Source organism: Streptomyces sp. Q2 (genome assembly GCF_056820935.1).
Genome location: NZ_JBXEJE010000009.1, coordinates 222,121 through 237,653 on the forward strand (window position 1 = coordinate 222,121; position 15,533 = coordinate 237,653).

Consider the following 15,533-nt stretch of genomic DNA (forward strand, 5'->3'; position numbering starts at 1 on the left):
CCCTCCACGCGCGCGTGGAGGGCCGGTTCGACGGCGTGCCGTCAGTGCCGTCAGTGGGTCACGGCTTCAGTTCCAGTGTGTCGCTCGTGCTGTCGTCGACCGCCTTGGCCGAGAAGGACCAGTCCAGCAGTTCGCCGTTGACCCACTTGCTCGTCTGGTCGACGTAGTGGGCGCTGTAGGCGTGCCCTGAGGCACCGGTGAGGTTGATCCACTTCGACTTGTCGAGGTCGCCGAGGTTGACCACCATCCGCATCGACGGCACCCAGACGACGTCGTAGCCGCCGGCCGCGTTCCAGCCGGTCGCGTTGACCGCCGCCTCGCCGCCGCCGAGCTTCCAGGGGCCGCGGTTGAGCATGTACTGCAGGAAGCCGGGGCCCTCGGTGCCCAGGGTCTGGTTCTTCAGGAACAGGCGGTGCAGCCGGCCCCAGCTCCAGGTGTCGATGTCCTTGCCGAGCTTGGCGGTCAGCTCCCAGCGGGCGTCGATCATGGCGCGCTCGAACAGCTTGTCGCGGTTCTTGTCGGCGCCGAGGCGGGTTCCCGACTTGGGCGTCGTCCACCAGTCGCTGTTCTTGTCGTCCATCAGGTTGCGGACCACCTCGAACCAGCGGTCGCCGCCGTCGGGCTGCGCCTGGTCGGCGTCGCGCTGGCCGCACTCGCGCACCTTGCCGGTCTCGTCGACCGGGCCGGTGGTGTTGAGCGGGTCGACCCACAGGCACTGGCCCTTGACCCGCAGTTCCTTGGGCAGCTTGTTGCCGAAGGCCAGCTTGAGGATGTTGCGCCAGACCGAGTTGAAGTAGGCGGCCGCCGCCGAGTCGGCGTCCTGGGTGTAGTCCCAGCCCTCGAGGAGTTCCTGCGCCTCGCGGACGTCGGGGTCGTCGAGGTTGATCTTCAACAGCTGGGGCACGAGCAGCTTGGCGATCTCGCTGCTGTTGTCCAGCTGCATCTGGCGCATGTCGTCGGTGGAGATCTTGCCGCCGCCCTTGATCTTCTGCTCGATCAGGTCGGTGATGCGCTGGCTGCGGGTGCCGTAACCCCAGTCCGTGGTGAGCGTGTAGGGGTACTTGTCCTGGTCGACCACGGCCTGGTTGGCGGTGACGATGTAGCCGCGCTCCGGGTTGTACTCGTAGGGCAGCTCGTCCTGCTTGATGAAGCCGGTCCACTTGTACTTCGAGTTCCAGCCCGGCGCCGGGATGGAGCCGTCGTCGCCCTCCGCGCGCGTGGGGATCCTGCCGGGCAGGGTGTAGCCGATGTTGTCGTCGGTGTCGGCGTACACGAGGTTCTGCGAGGGCACGTCGAACAGGGCCGCGGCCTTGCGGAAGCCGTTCCAGTCGGTCGCCTTGCCCATCGCGAAGACGGCGTCCATGGAGGTGCCCGGGTCCAGCGCGGTCCAGCGCAGCGCGATGCCGTAGCCGTCGCCGCGGTCGGGTGCGGAGGTGTCGACCGAGGCCTTCTTGCCGACCTTCACGAGCTCGTCGTCACGGTCGGACAGCAGGGGCCCGTTGTTGGTCTCGCGGACGACGATCTTCTTGGATGCGCCGCCGGCGACCTTGATGGTCTCCTCGCGCGTGGTGAACGGCTTCACCTTGCCGTCGTACAGGTAGCCGTCGCCGCTGAGCTTCTCCAGGTAGAGGTCGGTGACGTCGACGCCGGAGTTGGTCATGCCCCAGGAGATGTCCTGGTTGTGGCCGATTATCACGCCGGGCATGCCCGCGAAGGTGTAGCCGCTGACGTCGTACTGGCACGTGGCGGAGACGGTCCGGCAGTGCAGGCCCATCTGGTACCAGACGGACGGCAGCGAGGCCGACAGGTGCGGGTCGTTGGCCATGAGCGGCTTGCCGGTGATGGTGTACTGCCCGGACACGACCCAGGAGTTCGAGCCGATGCCGTTGCCGTTCACGCCGACGGCCGTCGGGACGTCGTCCAGGATGTTCTGCAGGCCCGTCAGCTGGCTCTGCAGGGCGGAACCTGCCGTCGAGGACGAGGCGCCCGTCCCGGTGCCGCCGGTGCCGCCGGTGCCGCTGGTGCCGCTGGTGCCGCTCGTGGACGTTCCGCTGCCGGACGTGCCGCCGGATCCCTCGAAGGTCCCGGTGAGCTCGTCGTACTGGCCCTGCTGGACGATCGTCTGGTTCCGGCTGTACGGGTACTCGGGGTAAAGGTCGGCGATCTGCTTGGGGCCGAGACGGCTGGTCATCAGGGCGCGGTCGATCTCGTCCTGCATGTTGCCGCGCAGGTCCCAGGCCATGGCCTTCAGCCAGGCGACCGAGTCGACCGGGGTCCACGCCGCGGGCTTGTAGTCGTTCTCGAAGCCGAGGGCCGCGTACTCCAGGGAGATGTCCTTGCCGTCCTTGCCCTGGAGGTAGGCGTTGACCCCCTTGGCGTAGGCCTGGAGGTACTTCTTCGTGGAGGCCGACAGCGTCTTGTCGTACTCCTCCTTCGCGACCCGGTCCCAGCCCAGGGTGCGCAGGAACTCGTCGTTCTTGACCTGGCCCTTGCCGAACATCTCCGACAGGCGCCCGGAGGTCATGTGCCGGCGTACGTCCATCTCGTAGAAGCGGTCCTGCGCCTGGACGTAGCCCTGTGCCATGAACAGGTCCGCGTCGGAGGAGGCGTAGATCTGCGGGATGCCGTAGCTGTCGCGCTTGACGTCCACGGGCCCCGACAGGCCCTTGAGTGTGAGGGAACCCTGCGTCTGCGGGAAGGAGGCCCGGACGGTGCTGATCGACCAGAACGCTCCGTAGGCGACGCCCCCGATGATGGCCAGTACCAGCACGAGGACGAACAAGCGGGCTTTGCGCCCCTTCTTCCTGCCGGACTTGCCGGGCTGCTGACCCGAAGAGGCGGTGGTGGTGGGGGGCATCGCTGTCCTTGCTGTCCTAACGCGAGCGGCAGGGCGGGCTGTGCTTTTGACTGAGCGCTGGAGCAACCATAGGCGCAGGGCCAGGCGCCCCTTGACGCGGAGTCGGGAACCAGACGGGCGTACGTTCGATCACGCGCCGCGGAGAGTCAAGAAATCGTCAAGAGTTAGGTAAGGTAACGAAGTACTTGGGTGCGAAGCGTCACCACTTCGTGTCCTATGTACGTGAGCCCGCGCGCGTGCAGCGTGCGAGCCAGGGAAGGGAACGGCCGCTGACTGTCCACCATCTCAACCAGCTCCTGCTCGTCTGCTCGCTCGTCCTGCTCGTCGCTGTGGCAGCGGTCCGGATCTCCTCGCGCAGCGGGCTCCCCAGCCTGCTCGTGTACCTGGGGATCGGCATCGCCATGGGCCAGGACGGCATCGGCGACATCCACTTCGACAACGCCGAACTCACCCAGGTCATCGGATACGCGGCCCTGGTCGTGATCCTGGCCGAAGGTGGCCTCGGCACGAAGTGGAAGGAGATCAAGCCGGCCCTGCCGGCCGCCTCCACGCTGGCGCTGGTGGGAGTGGCGGTGAGCGTGGGGGTCACGGCGACGGCCGCGCACTATCTGATCAACCTGGAGTGGCGCCAGGCGCTCATCATCGGCGCGGTGGTGTCGTCGACGGACGCCGCGGCGGTCTTCTCCGTACTGCGGAAGATCCCCCTGCCCGCGCGCGTGACGGGCACGCTGGAGGCCGAGTCCGGCTTCAACGACGCTCCCGTCGTGATCCTGGTGGTCTCCTTCTCCACCGCGGGCCCCGTCGAGCACTGGTACATGCTCATCGCCGAAATAGGCCTTGAACTGGCCATCGGCGCCGCCGTCGGCATCGCGGTGGGCTGGCTGGGCTCGTGGGGCCTGCGGCACGTGGCGCTGCCGGCCTCAGGCCTGTACCCGATCGCCGTCATGGCCATCGCCGTCACGGCGTACGCGGCGGGCGCGCTGGCGCACGGCAGCGGCTTCCTCGCCGTCTACCTCGCCGCGATGGCGATGGGCAACGCCAAGCTGCCGCACTGGCCCGCCACCCGCGGATTCGCCGACGGGCTCGGCTGGCTCGCCCAGATCGGCATGTTCGTCCTGCTCGGCCTGCTGGTCACCCCGCACGAGCTGGGCGACGACATCCTGCCCGCGCTCGTCATCGGGCTGGTCCTGACGATGGTGGCGCGACCGCTGAGCGTGGTGCTCTGCCTGACGCCGTTCCGCGTGCCGTGGCAGGAGCAGACGCTCATGTCCTGGGCCGGACTGCGCGGCGCCGTGCCCATCATTCTCGCGACCATCCCCATGGTGGAGGGCGTCGAGGCCAGCCGCCGGATCTTCAACATCGTCTTCGTCCTGGTCGTCGTCTACACCCTCGTCCAGGGGCCGACCCTGCCGTGGCTCGCCCGCAAGCTGAGGCTGGGGGGAGACGCCGAGGCCGCCGACCTCGGGATCGAGTCGGCGCCCCTGGAGCGGCTGCGCGGCCATCTGCTGTCCGTCGCGATTCCGGACGGGTCGAGGATGCACGGCGTGGAGGTGGGCGAGCTGCGCCTGCCGGCGGGGGCCGGGGTCACCCTGGTGGTACGTGACGGGAAATCGTTCGTTCCGCTGCCGACGACGGTGCTGCGACGGGGCGACGAGCTCCTCGTGGTCGCCACGGATCCGGTCCGGGACGCGGCCGAGCGGCGGCTGCGCGCGGTGGGACGCGGCGGCAAGCTGGCCGGGTGGCTGGGCACGAACGGCACCGACACGGGTCATTAAGGGCGTGTTTCGTACCCTTCACGCCTCGCACCATCGCAGGTGACAACACCCATGGTGCTCGTTTTCACAGGCTCACCGGGCCCTGATCCCTGTACGATGAAGGCGCATTCCGATCGAACCAACTCTGCCTGACGCAGTGCTGGCGCGACCGTATGGCGGCCGGGACACCCCCTCAGTGGGCGCCGGTATCTACCGCAGTCCGCGCAAGAGGACAGCTCTCGGCGCCGTCGCCCCCGACCGGGGGCCGCGCTACCAGGCGGCAGAAAGGCACGGGCCGTGGCATCCACGGTCACCCCCCGTCCCGGCTACGGGCAACTGCTGCGCACGCGCGGCGCCTGGACGTTCCTGCTCCCCGGCTTCGCGGCACGCCAGCCGTTCGGGATGCTCACCGTCTCCATCGTGCTGCTCGTGCAGCACACCACCGGCTCGTACGGCGCGGCCGGCGCCGCCGCGGCCGTCACCGGCGTCTCCATGGCGCTGTTCGCTCCCTACACCGGCCGCCTCGCCGACCGCCACGGGCAGCGCGCCGTACTGGTCCCGGGCGTCCTCGTGCACACGCTGTCGGGCCTGGCCCTGACCGGCCTCGCGCTGGCCCACGCCCCCCTGTGGGCGCTGCTCGTCGCCGCCGTGCCCACGGGCGCCTCGCAGCCCCAGATCGGCCCCATGGTGCGCGCCCGCTGGGGCGTGAAGCTCCAGGACTCGCCCCTGATGTCCACCGCGGCCGCGTTCGAGTCCGTCACCGACGAGCTGACCTTCGTCCTCGGCCCACTGCTGGCAACCGCCCTGTGCACCGCCGTCGACCCCGCGGCGGGTCTGGTGACGGAGGCTTCGCTGACGCTGGTCGGCGGCCTGCTGTTCGCCGCGCAGAAGAGCACACAGCCGCCGGTCGCCGCCAAGGGGCACGCGCGCGTGCAGCACGGTTCCGCTCTTCGCATCCCCGGGGTGCGCGTCCTGATCGTGGCCTTCCTCGGCATCGGCTCCGTCTTCGGCGGTATGCAGGTCTCGCTGGCCGCCTTCTCCGAGTCGATCGGCGAACCGGGCCTCAACGGCGTCCTCTACGGCACCTTCGCCGCGGGCAACATGCTCTCCGGGCTCGTCTGCGGCGCCATCGCGTGGAAGGTCGCCCCGCGGCGGCGGCTGCTCGTCGGATACGTCGCCCTCGCGCTGACCGCGTCCGGTCTGTGGGCCGCCCACTCGGTGCTCGTCCTGGCCGGCCTCGGCCTGCTCGTCGGGATGTGCATCGCCCCCGCTCTGATCACGGGCTACACCCTCGTCGAGGGCCTGGTTCCGGCCGGGGCCCGCACCGAGGCCTTCACCTGGCTGACCGGCGCGGTCGCCCTCGGACAGGCGGCGGCCGTCACGGTCGCCGGACAACTGGAGGACGGCTTCCGGGAGGGCGCCGGATTCCTGGTGCCGATGGGCGGCACACTGCTCGCCCTGACGACCCTGCTGGCGCTGCGCTCACGCCTTTCGGTACGGCCGCACAGCCGCACCGTCGCACGTGGCGTCGGTCACCGCTTGCCGGTGACAGTGGACTGATGCTCAGGAATACGTCACTATGGACCATCGTTAGCACTCATTGAGTGAGAGTGCCAGGAGGAAGACAGTGCCCACCTATCAGTACCAGTGCACCGAGTGCGGCGAGGGCCTCGAGGCGGTGCAGAAGTTCACCGACGACGCCCTTACCGAGTGCCCCAACTGCAGTGGACGCCTGAAGAAGGTGTTCTCCGCGGTCGGCATTGTCTTCAAGGGCTCCGGCTTCTACCGCAACGACAGCCGCGGCTCCTCGTCGAGCACCTCGCCTGCGTCCGCGAAGTCGTCGACGTCCTCGGACACGAAGTCCGACTCGTCGTCCGCCTCGTCCTCTTCTTCGTCGTCCTCGGACTCGAAGACTAAGTCGTCGAGCACGGGCACCTCGTCCAGCAGCAGCTCGGCCGCGTAAGGCCGCACACGCTCACGGGACCCTGCCGTCGTACGACGGCAGGGTTCTCGCTGTTTCCATGACCGGGGTGTTTCCGTGACCAGGGGCTCCGGGCCTGGGGTCCGTGGCGCTGCGTGTGAGCCTCGGGTCCGTGGCGCTGCGTGTGAGCCTCGGGTCCGTGGCGCTGCGGTGTGAGCCTCGGCTGCGGACGCCGGGGGCCGTGGTGAGCTGCGTGAACCTCGGCTGCGGACCCTGTTTCCGGACCCGCGCTCCGGTCCGGGACGGCGCCGGTTACTGTGCTGGTCATGGCGAACGCAGAGATCGGCGTAATCGGGGGCTCCGGCTTCTACTCGTTCCTCGACGACGTGACCGAGATCCAGGTGGACACCCCCTACGGGTCACCCAGCGACTCCCTCTTCCTCGGCGAGGTCGCCGGCCGGCGGGTCGCGTTCCTGCCCCGGCACGGCCGCGGCCACCATCTGCCGCCGCACCGGATCAACTACCGCGCCAACCTGTGGGCCCTCAGGTCGGTCGGGGTGCGCCAGGTCCTCGGCCCGTGCGCGGTGGGCGGACTGCGCCCCGAGTACGGGCCGGGCACGCTGCTGGTGCCGGACCAGCTGGTCGACCGTACGAAGTCCAGGGCAGGCACCTACTTCGACGGGCTGCCGCTGCCGGACGGCTCGGTGCCGAACGTGGTGCACGTGTCCCTGGCCGACCCCTACTGCCCGGCCGGGCGGACGGCCGCGCTGAAGGCGGCCCGCGGGCAGGACTGGGAGCCGGTGGACGGCGGCACGCTGGTGGTGATCGAGGGGCCGCGCTTCTCGACCCGTGCCGAATCGTTGTGGCACCAGGCGCAGGGCTGGTCGGTGGTCGGCATGACCGGTCATCCGGAAGCCGCGCTCGCCCGTGAACTCGAGCTCTGCTACACGTCGTTGAGCCTGGTCACCGACCTTGACGCCGGCGCCGAGACGGGTGAGGGCGTCTCCCACGACGAGGTGCTGCGGGTGTTCGCGGCGAACGTGGACCGTCTGCGGGGTGTGCTGTTCGACGCGGTGGCCGCGCTGCCCTCTGCCGAGGAGCGCGACTGCCTGTGCTCGAACGCGCTGGGCGGGATGGACCCGGGGTTCGCACTGCCGTAGCCCCGTGTGGGTGTGGGCGGCGGTGACCGGCGGTGACTCCAGGGCGGCAGAACTTCCCGTTCGGGTGAGGGAGTTGTCCACAACCCGCCAGTAGCCCACCGGCCTCAGCGGGGATCGGCGCGAAGCCTCATCGTGGCATCGCAGGCCGATTCCTCGTCGTCGCAGGTGGTGGTTCCCATGTCCTTCGCTCCTTCTCCGCCCTCCTCCCCTTGTCCCTCTCCTTCCCTCTATCCCTCTTCTGCCATTTCTCCTCCCTCCCCGCGCCCGCTCGGCACGGACGCTCCCCCGACGTGCGAGGTGCCGCACTTCGCCCCGGTGCGGGTCCGCGGCGGGCGGTATCAGGTTCAGCGGCTCGTACGGCACCGCAGGCGGGCCGTGGCGGTCGGCCTCGCCGTCACAGCGGCGGCGCTCGTGGCGGCGGGCCCGCGCGACGCCGAGCGGACCCGCGGGCATCCGGGGGCGGATCCGGTACGGGAACACCGTGCCGTGCAGACCGTGACGGCGCCGGTGCGGATCGCCGACGGTGCCACGGTCAGGTTGCTGCGTCCCGGCGACCGGGTGGACGTCATCGCCGCCGAGGAGACGGCGACCGGTGGCGACGCGCGTGTGGTCGCGCGCGGGGCGCGGGTCACGAAGGTGCCGGAGCCGCTGGACGGCGCGACCGAGACCGGAGCGCTGGTCGTCCTCGCGGTGCCGCGCTCCACCGCGGCGAACCTCGCCGGCGCGAGCGCCACGGCCCGGCTGGCGGTGACGCTGTGCTGAGCCGCGCGATTCCCGGACCTCGCGCCTTCTCGTCAAGCCCCGCGTTGGTGCCACCCACTTGGACAGGGTCGCCTCGCCCTGACGTAGGTTGCGGAGCTGTTTGTTCCACAACCTGTGCATGCGAGGAGAGTCCCCTACGTGAGCGAGAAGAAGCCGAGCGTCTGGGAGGGCTTCAAGGCCTTCCTGATGCGCGGGAACGTTGTCGATCTGGCAGTGGCGGTAGTCATCGGCGCCGCCTTCACCAACATCGTCAACTCGGTGGTGAAGGGGCTCATCAACCCGCTGGTCGGAGCGATCGGCACCAAGAACCTCGACAGTTACAGTTCCTGCCTGAGCGACAACTGCACGGGCGACGAGGGGATCCGGCTCCTGTGGGGCTCGGTCCTCGGTGCCACGCTCACTTTCGTGATCACCGCGTCCGTCGTCTACTTCCTGATGGTCCTGCCCATGTCGAAGTACCTCGCCCTGCAGGAGGCCCGCAGGAAGGCGAAGGAGGGCACGCAGGAGGTCATGGAGGTGTCCGAGCTGGAGGTGCTCAAGGAGATCCGCGACGCTCTGCTCGCGCAGCAGCGGCAGCGCGGCTCGGGCCACGACGAGCCGTAGCGGTGGCGGGCGGCGGCCCGCCCGGCTCACAGGTGGTGCGGCGGCTTCTCGTCGAGGAAGCGCTTCAGGTCGGCCGCGCTGTCGCTGCCGGGTCGCTCGCCCCACCCTCGGTCCGTGTCGTCCGAGGACTGCTGGTCCAGCGGGTCGTCGAAGACCAGCGCGGGCTTCGGCTCGCGCGACTCGGGCTCGGGGACGGTGGTCATGCGTCAAGGGTACGGCTAGGGGCGTCGGACCCCCGCCGGGTCGTGAAGGCGTTCACAAGATCACGGCGCTCCCTGCGCTTCCCCTGGCCGACGCTGACGGCGCGGACGCCCCGGAGAGCACGGGAGCCGGGACGCCTCGGAGAGCACGGGAGCCGGGACGGCACGGGCGCAGAGGGAGCACAGGCGCGGAGAGAACACGGGAGCCGGGAGAACAGACAGGCGGCCCGGACGGCACCCGGCGGTCCTGAGGTCCCGGGCCGGGGTCGGCGCTGGACGAGACTGGGACCCATGACAGTTGACGCATTGACGGACGTCGCCGGCGTGCGCGTGGGGCACGCGACCCGCACCGGTGACGGTTGGCTCACCGGCACCACGGTCGTGCTCGCCCCGGAGGGCGGCGCCGTGGCCGCCGTGGACGTGCGGGGCGGCGGACCCGGCACCAAGGAGACCGACGCCCTCGACCCGCGCAACGTGGTGCAGAAGGTCGACGCGATCGTGCTGACCGGCGGCAGTGCGTACGGGCTGGACGCGGCGTCCGGGGTGATGGCCTGGCTGGAGGAGCAGGGGCGCGGGGTGCGGGTGGGGGCGGACCCGGCGCACGTCGTGCCGGTGGTGCCCGCCGCCTGTGTCTTCGATCTGGGGCGCGGCGGCGACTTCCGGGCCCGGCCGGACGCGGCCACCGGCCGGGCCGCCGTCGAGGCGGCCGCGGCGAGCGAGCCCGGCGCACGGGTGCGGGAGGGCTGCGTGGGCGCGGGTACGGGCGCCGCGGCCGGGCTGATGAAGGGGGGCGTGGGCACCGCGAGCATCGTCCTCGACTCGGGGATCACGGTGGCCGCCCTGGTGGTGGCGAATGCGGCGGGGTCGGTGGAGGATCCCGAAACGGGGGTGCTGTACGGGGAGTTGTTCCAGGGACGTGTGGAGTATCCGGACGCCCACGTCCACGAGGCCGCGCGTCGGCGCCTCGCCGAGATCGCGACGGCAAGCGCGCCTCCCCCGCTCAACACCACGCTCGCGGTGGTCGCCACCGACGCGGACCTGTCGAAAGCCCAGGCACAGAAGGTGGCCGGCACGGCTCACGACGGCATCGCACGGGCGGTACGGCCGGTGCACCTGCTCCACGACGGCGACACGGTGTTCGCGCTGGCGACCGGCGCCCGCCCGCTCGACACCGAGCGCCCGCTCCCGCTGAACGAGATCCTCGCGGCGGCCGCCGACGTCGTGACCCGCGCCATCGTGCGTGCCGTACGCGCAGCCGGGTCGGTGGACGGGCCGGGCGGGGCGTGGCCGTCGTACGAGGAGTTGTACGGGGGCCGCTGACGCGAATGTGTCCCGGTTCTGTCACGTGATGGCGTTCACGGCGGTCGTTGGGAACCCGACCGTCGACCGATCCCCTCTTTCTCCACGCACTGGAGCGGACCGAACACACCATCTGAAACTGGAGCAGCTCGTGACAACGCCGGACAAGACAGCGCGGCGCGCACTCGGGGCCTGTGCCGCCCTGATGGTCGGCGCGCTCACCCTCACCGCGTGCGGTGCAAGCGCCAATGCCAAGAACGACGACGACAAGAACGGCGACAACTCCTCGAAGACGTCTGCGGCGAAGATCGCCATCTCGGCCGAGAACGGCTCGAACGGTGCGTCGATCAACACGACCGGCGTCAAGGTCAGCGACGGGAAGCTGACGGACGTGAAGATGACCGAGGCCGACGCGGGGACGGCCGTACCGGGGGCGATATCCGCCGACGGCGCCAGTTGGAAGCCGAAGGAACAGTTGGAGCGGGGGACGAAGTACGAGATAACGGCGAGGGCGAAGGACGCGAACGGACGGGTCACGGCCGCCGACTCGACCTTCACCACCGTCAGTTCGGCGAACAGCTTCATCGGGACGTACACGCCCGACGAGGGGACGACGGTGGGCGTCGGGATGCCGGTGTCGTTCAAGTTCGACAAGGCCATCAGCGACAAGAAGGCCGTGCAGTCGCACATCACGGTGTCGTCCAGCAGTGGGCAGAAGGTGGTCGGGCACTGGTTCGGGGAGCAGCGGCTCGACTTCCGGCCCGAGGAGTACTGGAAGGCCGGCTCCAAGGTCACCATGAAGATCGACCTCGACGGGGTCGAGGGCGCGAACGGCGTCCAGGGCGTGCAGAAGAAGACGGTCAGCTTCACCGTCGGACGCTCGCAGGTCTCCACCGTCGACGTGAACACGCAGACCATGACGGTCGCGCGGGACGGCAGGACCTACAAGACGGTGCCGATCTCGGCGGGCAGCGCGGAGTTCAGGACGTACAACGGGCAGATGGTGATCTCGGAGAAGTTCACCAAGCTGCGCATGGACAGCAGGACGGTCGACCTCGCCAACGCCTACGACATCCCGGACGTGCCGCACGCGATGCGTCTGACCACCTCGGGGACCTTCATCCACGGCAACTACTGGTACAACAAGGGCAACCCGCCCTTCGGCCGCGAGGGCACCAGCCACGGCTGCGTCGGGCTCCAGGACGTGAAGGGCGCTCAGGGAGACACGCCCGCCAAGTGGTTCTACGACAACTCGATCATCGGGGACGTCGTGATCGTCAAGAACTCCCCCGACAAGACGGTGACGCCGGACAACGGGCTCAACGGCTGGAACATGTCGTGGAGCGAGTGGATCGCGGGCAGCGCGGCATGACCGCGGACCGCCACCCAAGTGGCCTCTGACCGGCGGTTTTTGACGAATCGACGGGCCGCGTGGGAACTTTCCCCGCGGCGCACCCGTTTTCCGGGCGTACGTTTTCTCGGTTCCCGGACATGATGTCCGACCGAGGGGCTACGGTATGCACCCACAAGGTGACATGCAGCAACGCCGGGAGAAACCTTGAGCGTTCCGTACGAGACGGCAGCGTACGAACCACCCGAGTCGCCCGAGTCTCCGGAGGAGCATCTCGCGCGGCTCCTCGGCCGTGCCCTGAACTCCTTCGAGCTGCCCGACGAGACGATTCAGCGACTGGACTGCGCGCTGGCGCACGACAGCTCACTGCACTCCGCGCACCACAGCGCGGGGCTGCACCGCGAGACGTACCGGCACACGTGGCTGCTGGCCGACGGCTCGGCGCTCACCCTGTGGGAGCTCGTCCACAACACCGCCCCGGGCAGCGACCCGCAGCACGAGGTGTACGTGGACGATGAGGAGTTGCGCGCGGCCACCGCGCGGCTGCCGCTGCCCGCGGACGCTCCGGACTTCGAGCTGCCGGTGACGGTTCAGCTGTCGCCGATCCCCACGCCCCGGCACGCGTACGAGCCCGACGGCTCGGCGGACCACGCCCGCCGGGTGCTGCGCCGGGCGGAGAACGCGGACCGGCCGGACGCGGAGACGGCCGCGCGGCTGGCCACGGCGTTCGCGCATCAGATCACGCAGGCCTTCGGGCGCCCCGGCCGCGCGGGCCGTATCGGCTTGTGCTTCTCGCTCTACGAGCACGCGTTCCTGCTGCGTGACGGCGCGGAGGTCTCCCTCTGGGAGGTCGAGCACACGGCGACGCCGGACGGACGCCACATGTGCGAGGTGTACGAGAGCGAGGACGCCGCCCGGGACGCGATGGAGCGTCGGGCGGCGCGGGTTTCCTGAGGTCAGCGGACTGCCCGCCCGCGAGCAGCGGGTCGGCGCGGGTCAGCGGCCGGAGCAGGTCAGCGGTCGGCGCTGAGTCGTCGTACCAGTCCCGCGAACGCGTCCTCTTCCGCCGGGCTCAGCTCGACCGACTCCCGGGGCGGGCCCACCTGCCGCTGGTGCGGGAGGGCGGGCAGGACGCGGGCGGAGGGCCACAGGGCGGCTTCGCCGCGGCCTCGGCGCAGCATGAAGACCAGACCGGCTCCCCAGGCGATGGTCACCAGGACGAGAAAGGTCATACCAAGCAGCTGGGCGATGGAGACGTGCTCAGGCATGCGCCCCAGTAGACACCACGGTCCGGGACTTTGGTCCCGGACCGTGACGTATCTCGCAGGTGCCGTGAACAACTCACAGCGGATCAAAAGGCTATGCCGCGACCGGCTGCTTCCGCTGTGCGGCCGGGGCGGCCGAGCCGGCCTCCGCCGACTCGGCGGTGACGGCTCCCGGGGCCGGCTTGCGCATGCTCTTCAGTACGACGACCACCGCGGTGGTGACGCACACACCCGCCGCGATGGCGATCAGGTAGAGGAAGGCGTGGCCGATCAGCGGGACCACGAAGATGCCGCCGTGCGGGGCGCGCAGCGTGGCGCCGAAGGCCATCGACAGGGCGCCGGTGACCGCGCCGCCCGCCATGGAGGCCGGGATGACCCGCAGCGGGTCGGCCGCGGCGAACGGGATCGCGCCCTCGGAGATGAAGGAGGCGCCCAGGACCCAGGCGGCCTTGCCGTTCTCCCGCTCGGTGGGGGTGAAGAGCTTCTTGCGGAGGGTCGTGGCGAGCGCCATGCCCAGCGGCGGGACCATGCCCGCGGCCATCACGGCGGCCATGATCTTCATCGCGGAGTCGCTGGGGGCCTGGACGGCGATGCCGGCCGTGGCGAAGGCGTACGCGACCTTGTTGACCGGGCCGCCGAGGTCGAAGCACATCATCAGGCCGAGCAGCACGCCGAGCAGGATGGCGTTGGACCCGGAGAGGCCGGACAGCCAGTCCGTCATGCCCTTCTGGGCCTCGGCGATGGGCTTGCCGACCACGACGAACATCAGGAAGCCGACGATCAGCGAGGAGATCAGCGGGATCACCACCACCGGCATGATGCCGCGCAGCACCGGCGGGATCCTGATCCGCTGGATCGCGAGGACGACACCGCCCGCCAGGAGACCGGCGACCAGGCCGCCCAGGAAGCCGGCGGCGATCTGCGAGGAGATCATTCCGCCGACGAAGCCGGGGACGAGACCGGGGCGGTCCGCCATGCCGTACGCGATGTATCCGGCGAGGACCGGGATGAGGAAGCCGAAGGCGACCCCGCCGATCTGGAACATCAGGGCGCCCCAGCTGTCGATCTCGGTCCAGGAGAAGTGCTTCATGACCGAGGGCGCGTCGGCGATCTTCCAGCCGCCGATCGCGAAGCCGAGAGCGATCAGCAGACCGCCCGCGGCGACGAAGGGCACCATGTAACTGACGCCCGTCATCAGCCACTTGCGGAGCTTGGTGCCGTAGCTGTCGCCGGCCTCGCCGGCCTGTTCGACGGGCGTACCGCCCCTGGCGCCCGCGGTGACCTCGCCGCGCTCGGCCCTGCCGCGCACGTCGGCGATGAGTTCGGCGGGCTTGTTGATGCCTGCCTTCACGCCGACGTCGACCGTCGGCTTGCCGGCGAAGCGGTCCCGGTCGCGTACGGGCACGTCGTGGGCGAAGATCACGCCGTCCGCCGCCGCGATCACCGCCGGGTCGAGCCGGGTGAAGCCGGCCGAGCCCTGCGTCTCGACGACGACTTCGACGCCCGCCTCGCGGCCCGCGTTCTCCAGCGACTCGGCCGCCATGTAGGTGTGGGCGATGCCGGTGGGGCAGGAGGTGACGGCAACGATGCGGAACGGCCGGCCGTCGGGGTCGCCGTCCGAGTCGCCGTCGTTGCCCGTGGCGGGGTCGGCGGNTCGCGGCCCGCGTTCTCCAGCGACTCGGCCGCCATGTAGGTGTGGGCGATGCCGGTGGGGCAGGAGGTGACGGCAACGATGCGGAACGGCCGGCCGTCGGGGTCGCCGTCCGAGTCGCCGTCGTTGCCCGTGGCGGCTTCGGCGGAGGCCGCCGCCGAAGCCGCCACGGAGTTTCCGGAGGCACCGGAGTCCTCGGAGGCACCGGAGGCACCGGAGGCCTCTTCGTCGCCGCGGATCAGTGCCGCCGCGGCCGCCGCGTCGCCCGCCGCGCGCAGTGCGTCGGTGAACTCGGCGTTCATCAGCTGCCGGGCGAGCGAGGACAGGATCGTCAGGTGGGCGTCGTCGGCGCCCGCGGGGGCGGCGATCAGGAAGATCAGGTCGGCGGGGCCGTCCGGCGCGCCGAAGTCGATGCCGGGGGTGCTGCGCCCGAAGGCGAGCGTCGGCTCGGTGACGTGCTCGCTGCGGCAGTGCGGGATGCCGATGCCGCCGTCGAGGCCGGTCGGCATCTGTGCCTCGCGGGCGGCCACGTCGGCGAGGAAGCCCTCCAGGTCGGTCACCCGGCCCAGGGCGACCATGCGCTCGGCGAGGGCACGCGCCGCCGCTTCCTTGGTGTCGGCGGACAGGTCGAGGTCGACCAGGTCCGCGGTGATCATCTCGCTCATCGCGGGCTCCTTCGCACGCGTATCGCCCAGGGGGTGTGGTGGGCG

General features: G+C 70.3%; 12 protein-coding genes and 1 pseudogene. 9 read left to right on the forward strand and 4 right to left on the reverse strand.

Features of this window, described 5'->3' with window-relative positions; genetic code table 11:
* Positions 1-58 precede the first annotated feature (58 nt).
* A complete protein-coding gene (locus ACWBNA_RS12540) occupies positions 59-2,857 on the reverse strand; it encodes a penicillin acylase family protein (protein WP_482704373.1) in 2,799 nt (932 codons plus the stop codon).
* A gap of 185 nt (positions 2,858-3,042) precedes the next feature.
* On the opposite strand from ACWBNA_RS12540, the gene ACWBNA_RS12545 reads away from it, so the two are divergent.
* From ACWBNA_RS12545 to mscL, 6 genes are all read left to right on the forward strand, one after another.
* Entirely contained in the window at positions 3,043-4,632 is a 1,590-nt protein-coding gene (locus ACWBNA_RS12545) for a potassium/proton antiporter (RefSeq protein WP_482704374.1), read from the forward strand.
* A gap of 276 nt (positions 4,633-4,908) precedes the next feature.
* Positions 4,909-6,171 carry an MFS transporter gene (locus ACWBNA_RS12550; protein ID WP_482704375.1) on the forward strand — a complete coding sequence of 421 codons (1,263 nt, stop codon included), beginning with the start codon at positions 4,909-4,911 and terminating at the stop codon, positions 6,169-6,171.
* A 67-nt stretch (positions 6,172-6,238) separates the two neighbouring features.
* Positions 6,239-6,574, forward strand: coding sequence for an FmdB family zinc ribbon protein (locus ACWBNA_RS12555; protein ID WP_482704376.1), 336 nt, complete (start codon positions 6,239-6,241; stop codon positions 6,572-6,574).
* 284 nt (positions 6,575-6,858) lie between these two features.
* Entirely contained in the window at positions 6,859-7,692 is an 834-nt protein-coding gene (locus tag ACWBNA_RS12560) for an S-methyl-5'-thioadenosine phosphorylase (protein ID WP_482704377.1), read from the forward strand.
* Between the two features lie 177 nt (positions 7,693-7,869).
* The gene (locus ACWBNA_RS12565; RefSeq protein ID WP_482704378.1) at positions 7,870-8,454 is read left to right on the forward strand and encodes a hypothetical protein; all 585 of its coding nucleotides are present in this window, start codon (positions 7,870-7,872) and stop codon (positions 8,452-8,454) included.
* Between the two features lie 138 nt (positions 8,455-8,592).
* Positions 8,593-9,057, forward strand: a complete 465-nt coding sequence (mscL, locus tag ACWBNA_RS12570; RefSeq protein WP_482704379.1) for a large conductance mechanosensitive channel protein MscL — start codon at positions 8,593-8,595, stop codon at positions 9,055-9,057.
* 26 nt (positions 9,058-9,083) lie between these two features.
* Here mscL and ACWBNA_RS12575 read toward each other — a convergent pair whose 3' ends face one another.
* Positions 9,084-9,260, reverse strand: coding sequence for a hypothetical protein (locus tag ACWBNA_RS12575; RefSeq protein ID WP_482704380.1), 177 nt, complete (start codon positions 9,258-9,260; stop codon positions 9,084-9,086).
* Between the two features lie 288 nt (positions 9,261-9,548).
* On the opposite strand from ACWBNA_RS12575, the gene ACWBNA_RS12580 reads away from it, so the two are divergent.
* The 3 genes from ACWBNA_RS12580 (at position 9,549) to ACWBNA_RS12590 (ending at position 12,861) form a co-directional block, all read left to right on the forward strand.
* Complete coding sequence (locus ACWBNA_RS12580; RefSeq protein WP_482704381.1) at positions 9,549-10,577, forward strand: P1 family peptidase; 1,029 nt, start codon at positions 9,549-9,551, stop codon at positions 10,575-10,577.
* Between the two features lie 130 nt (positions 10,578-10,707).
* Positions 10,708-11,928, forward strand: a complete 1,221-nt coding sequence (locus ACWBNA_RS12585; protein WP_482704382.1) for a L,D-transpeptidase — start codon at positions 10,708-10,710, stop codon at positions 11,926-11,928.
* Between the two features lie 186 nt (positions 11,929-12,114).
* On the forward strand, positions 12,115-12,861 hold the full coding sequence (locus tag ACWBNA_RS12590; RefSeq protein WP_482704383.1) for a DUF6227 family protein: 747 nt from the start codon (positions 12,115-12,117) through the stop codon (positions 12,859-12,861).
* 59 nt (positions 12,862-12,920) lie between these two features.
* On the opposite strand, the gene ACWBNA_RS12595 is transcribed toward ACWBNA_RS12590, so the two are convergent.
* The gene (locus ACWBNA_RS12595) at positions 12,921-13,175 is read right to left on the reverse strand and encodes a hypothetical protein (protein ID WP_482704384.1); all 255 of its coding nucleotides are present in this window, start codon (positions 13,173-13,175) and stop codon (positions 12,921-12,923) included.
* A 91-nt stretch (positions 13,176-13,266) separates the two neighbouring features.
* Positions 13,267-15,488: pseudogene (locus ACWBNA_RS12600) on the reverse strand (PTS fructose transporter subunit IIABC).
* Between the last annotated feature and the right edge of the window lie 45 nt (positions 15,489-15,533).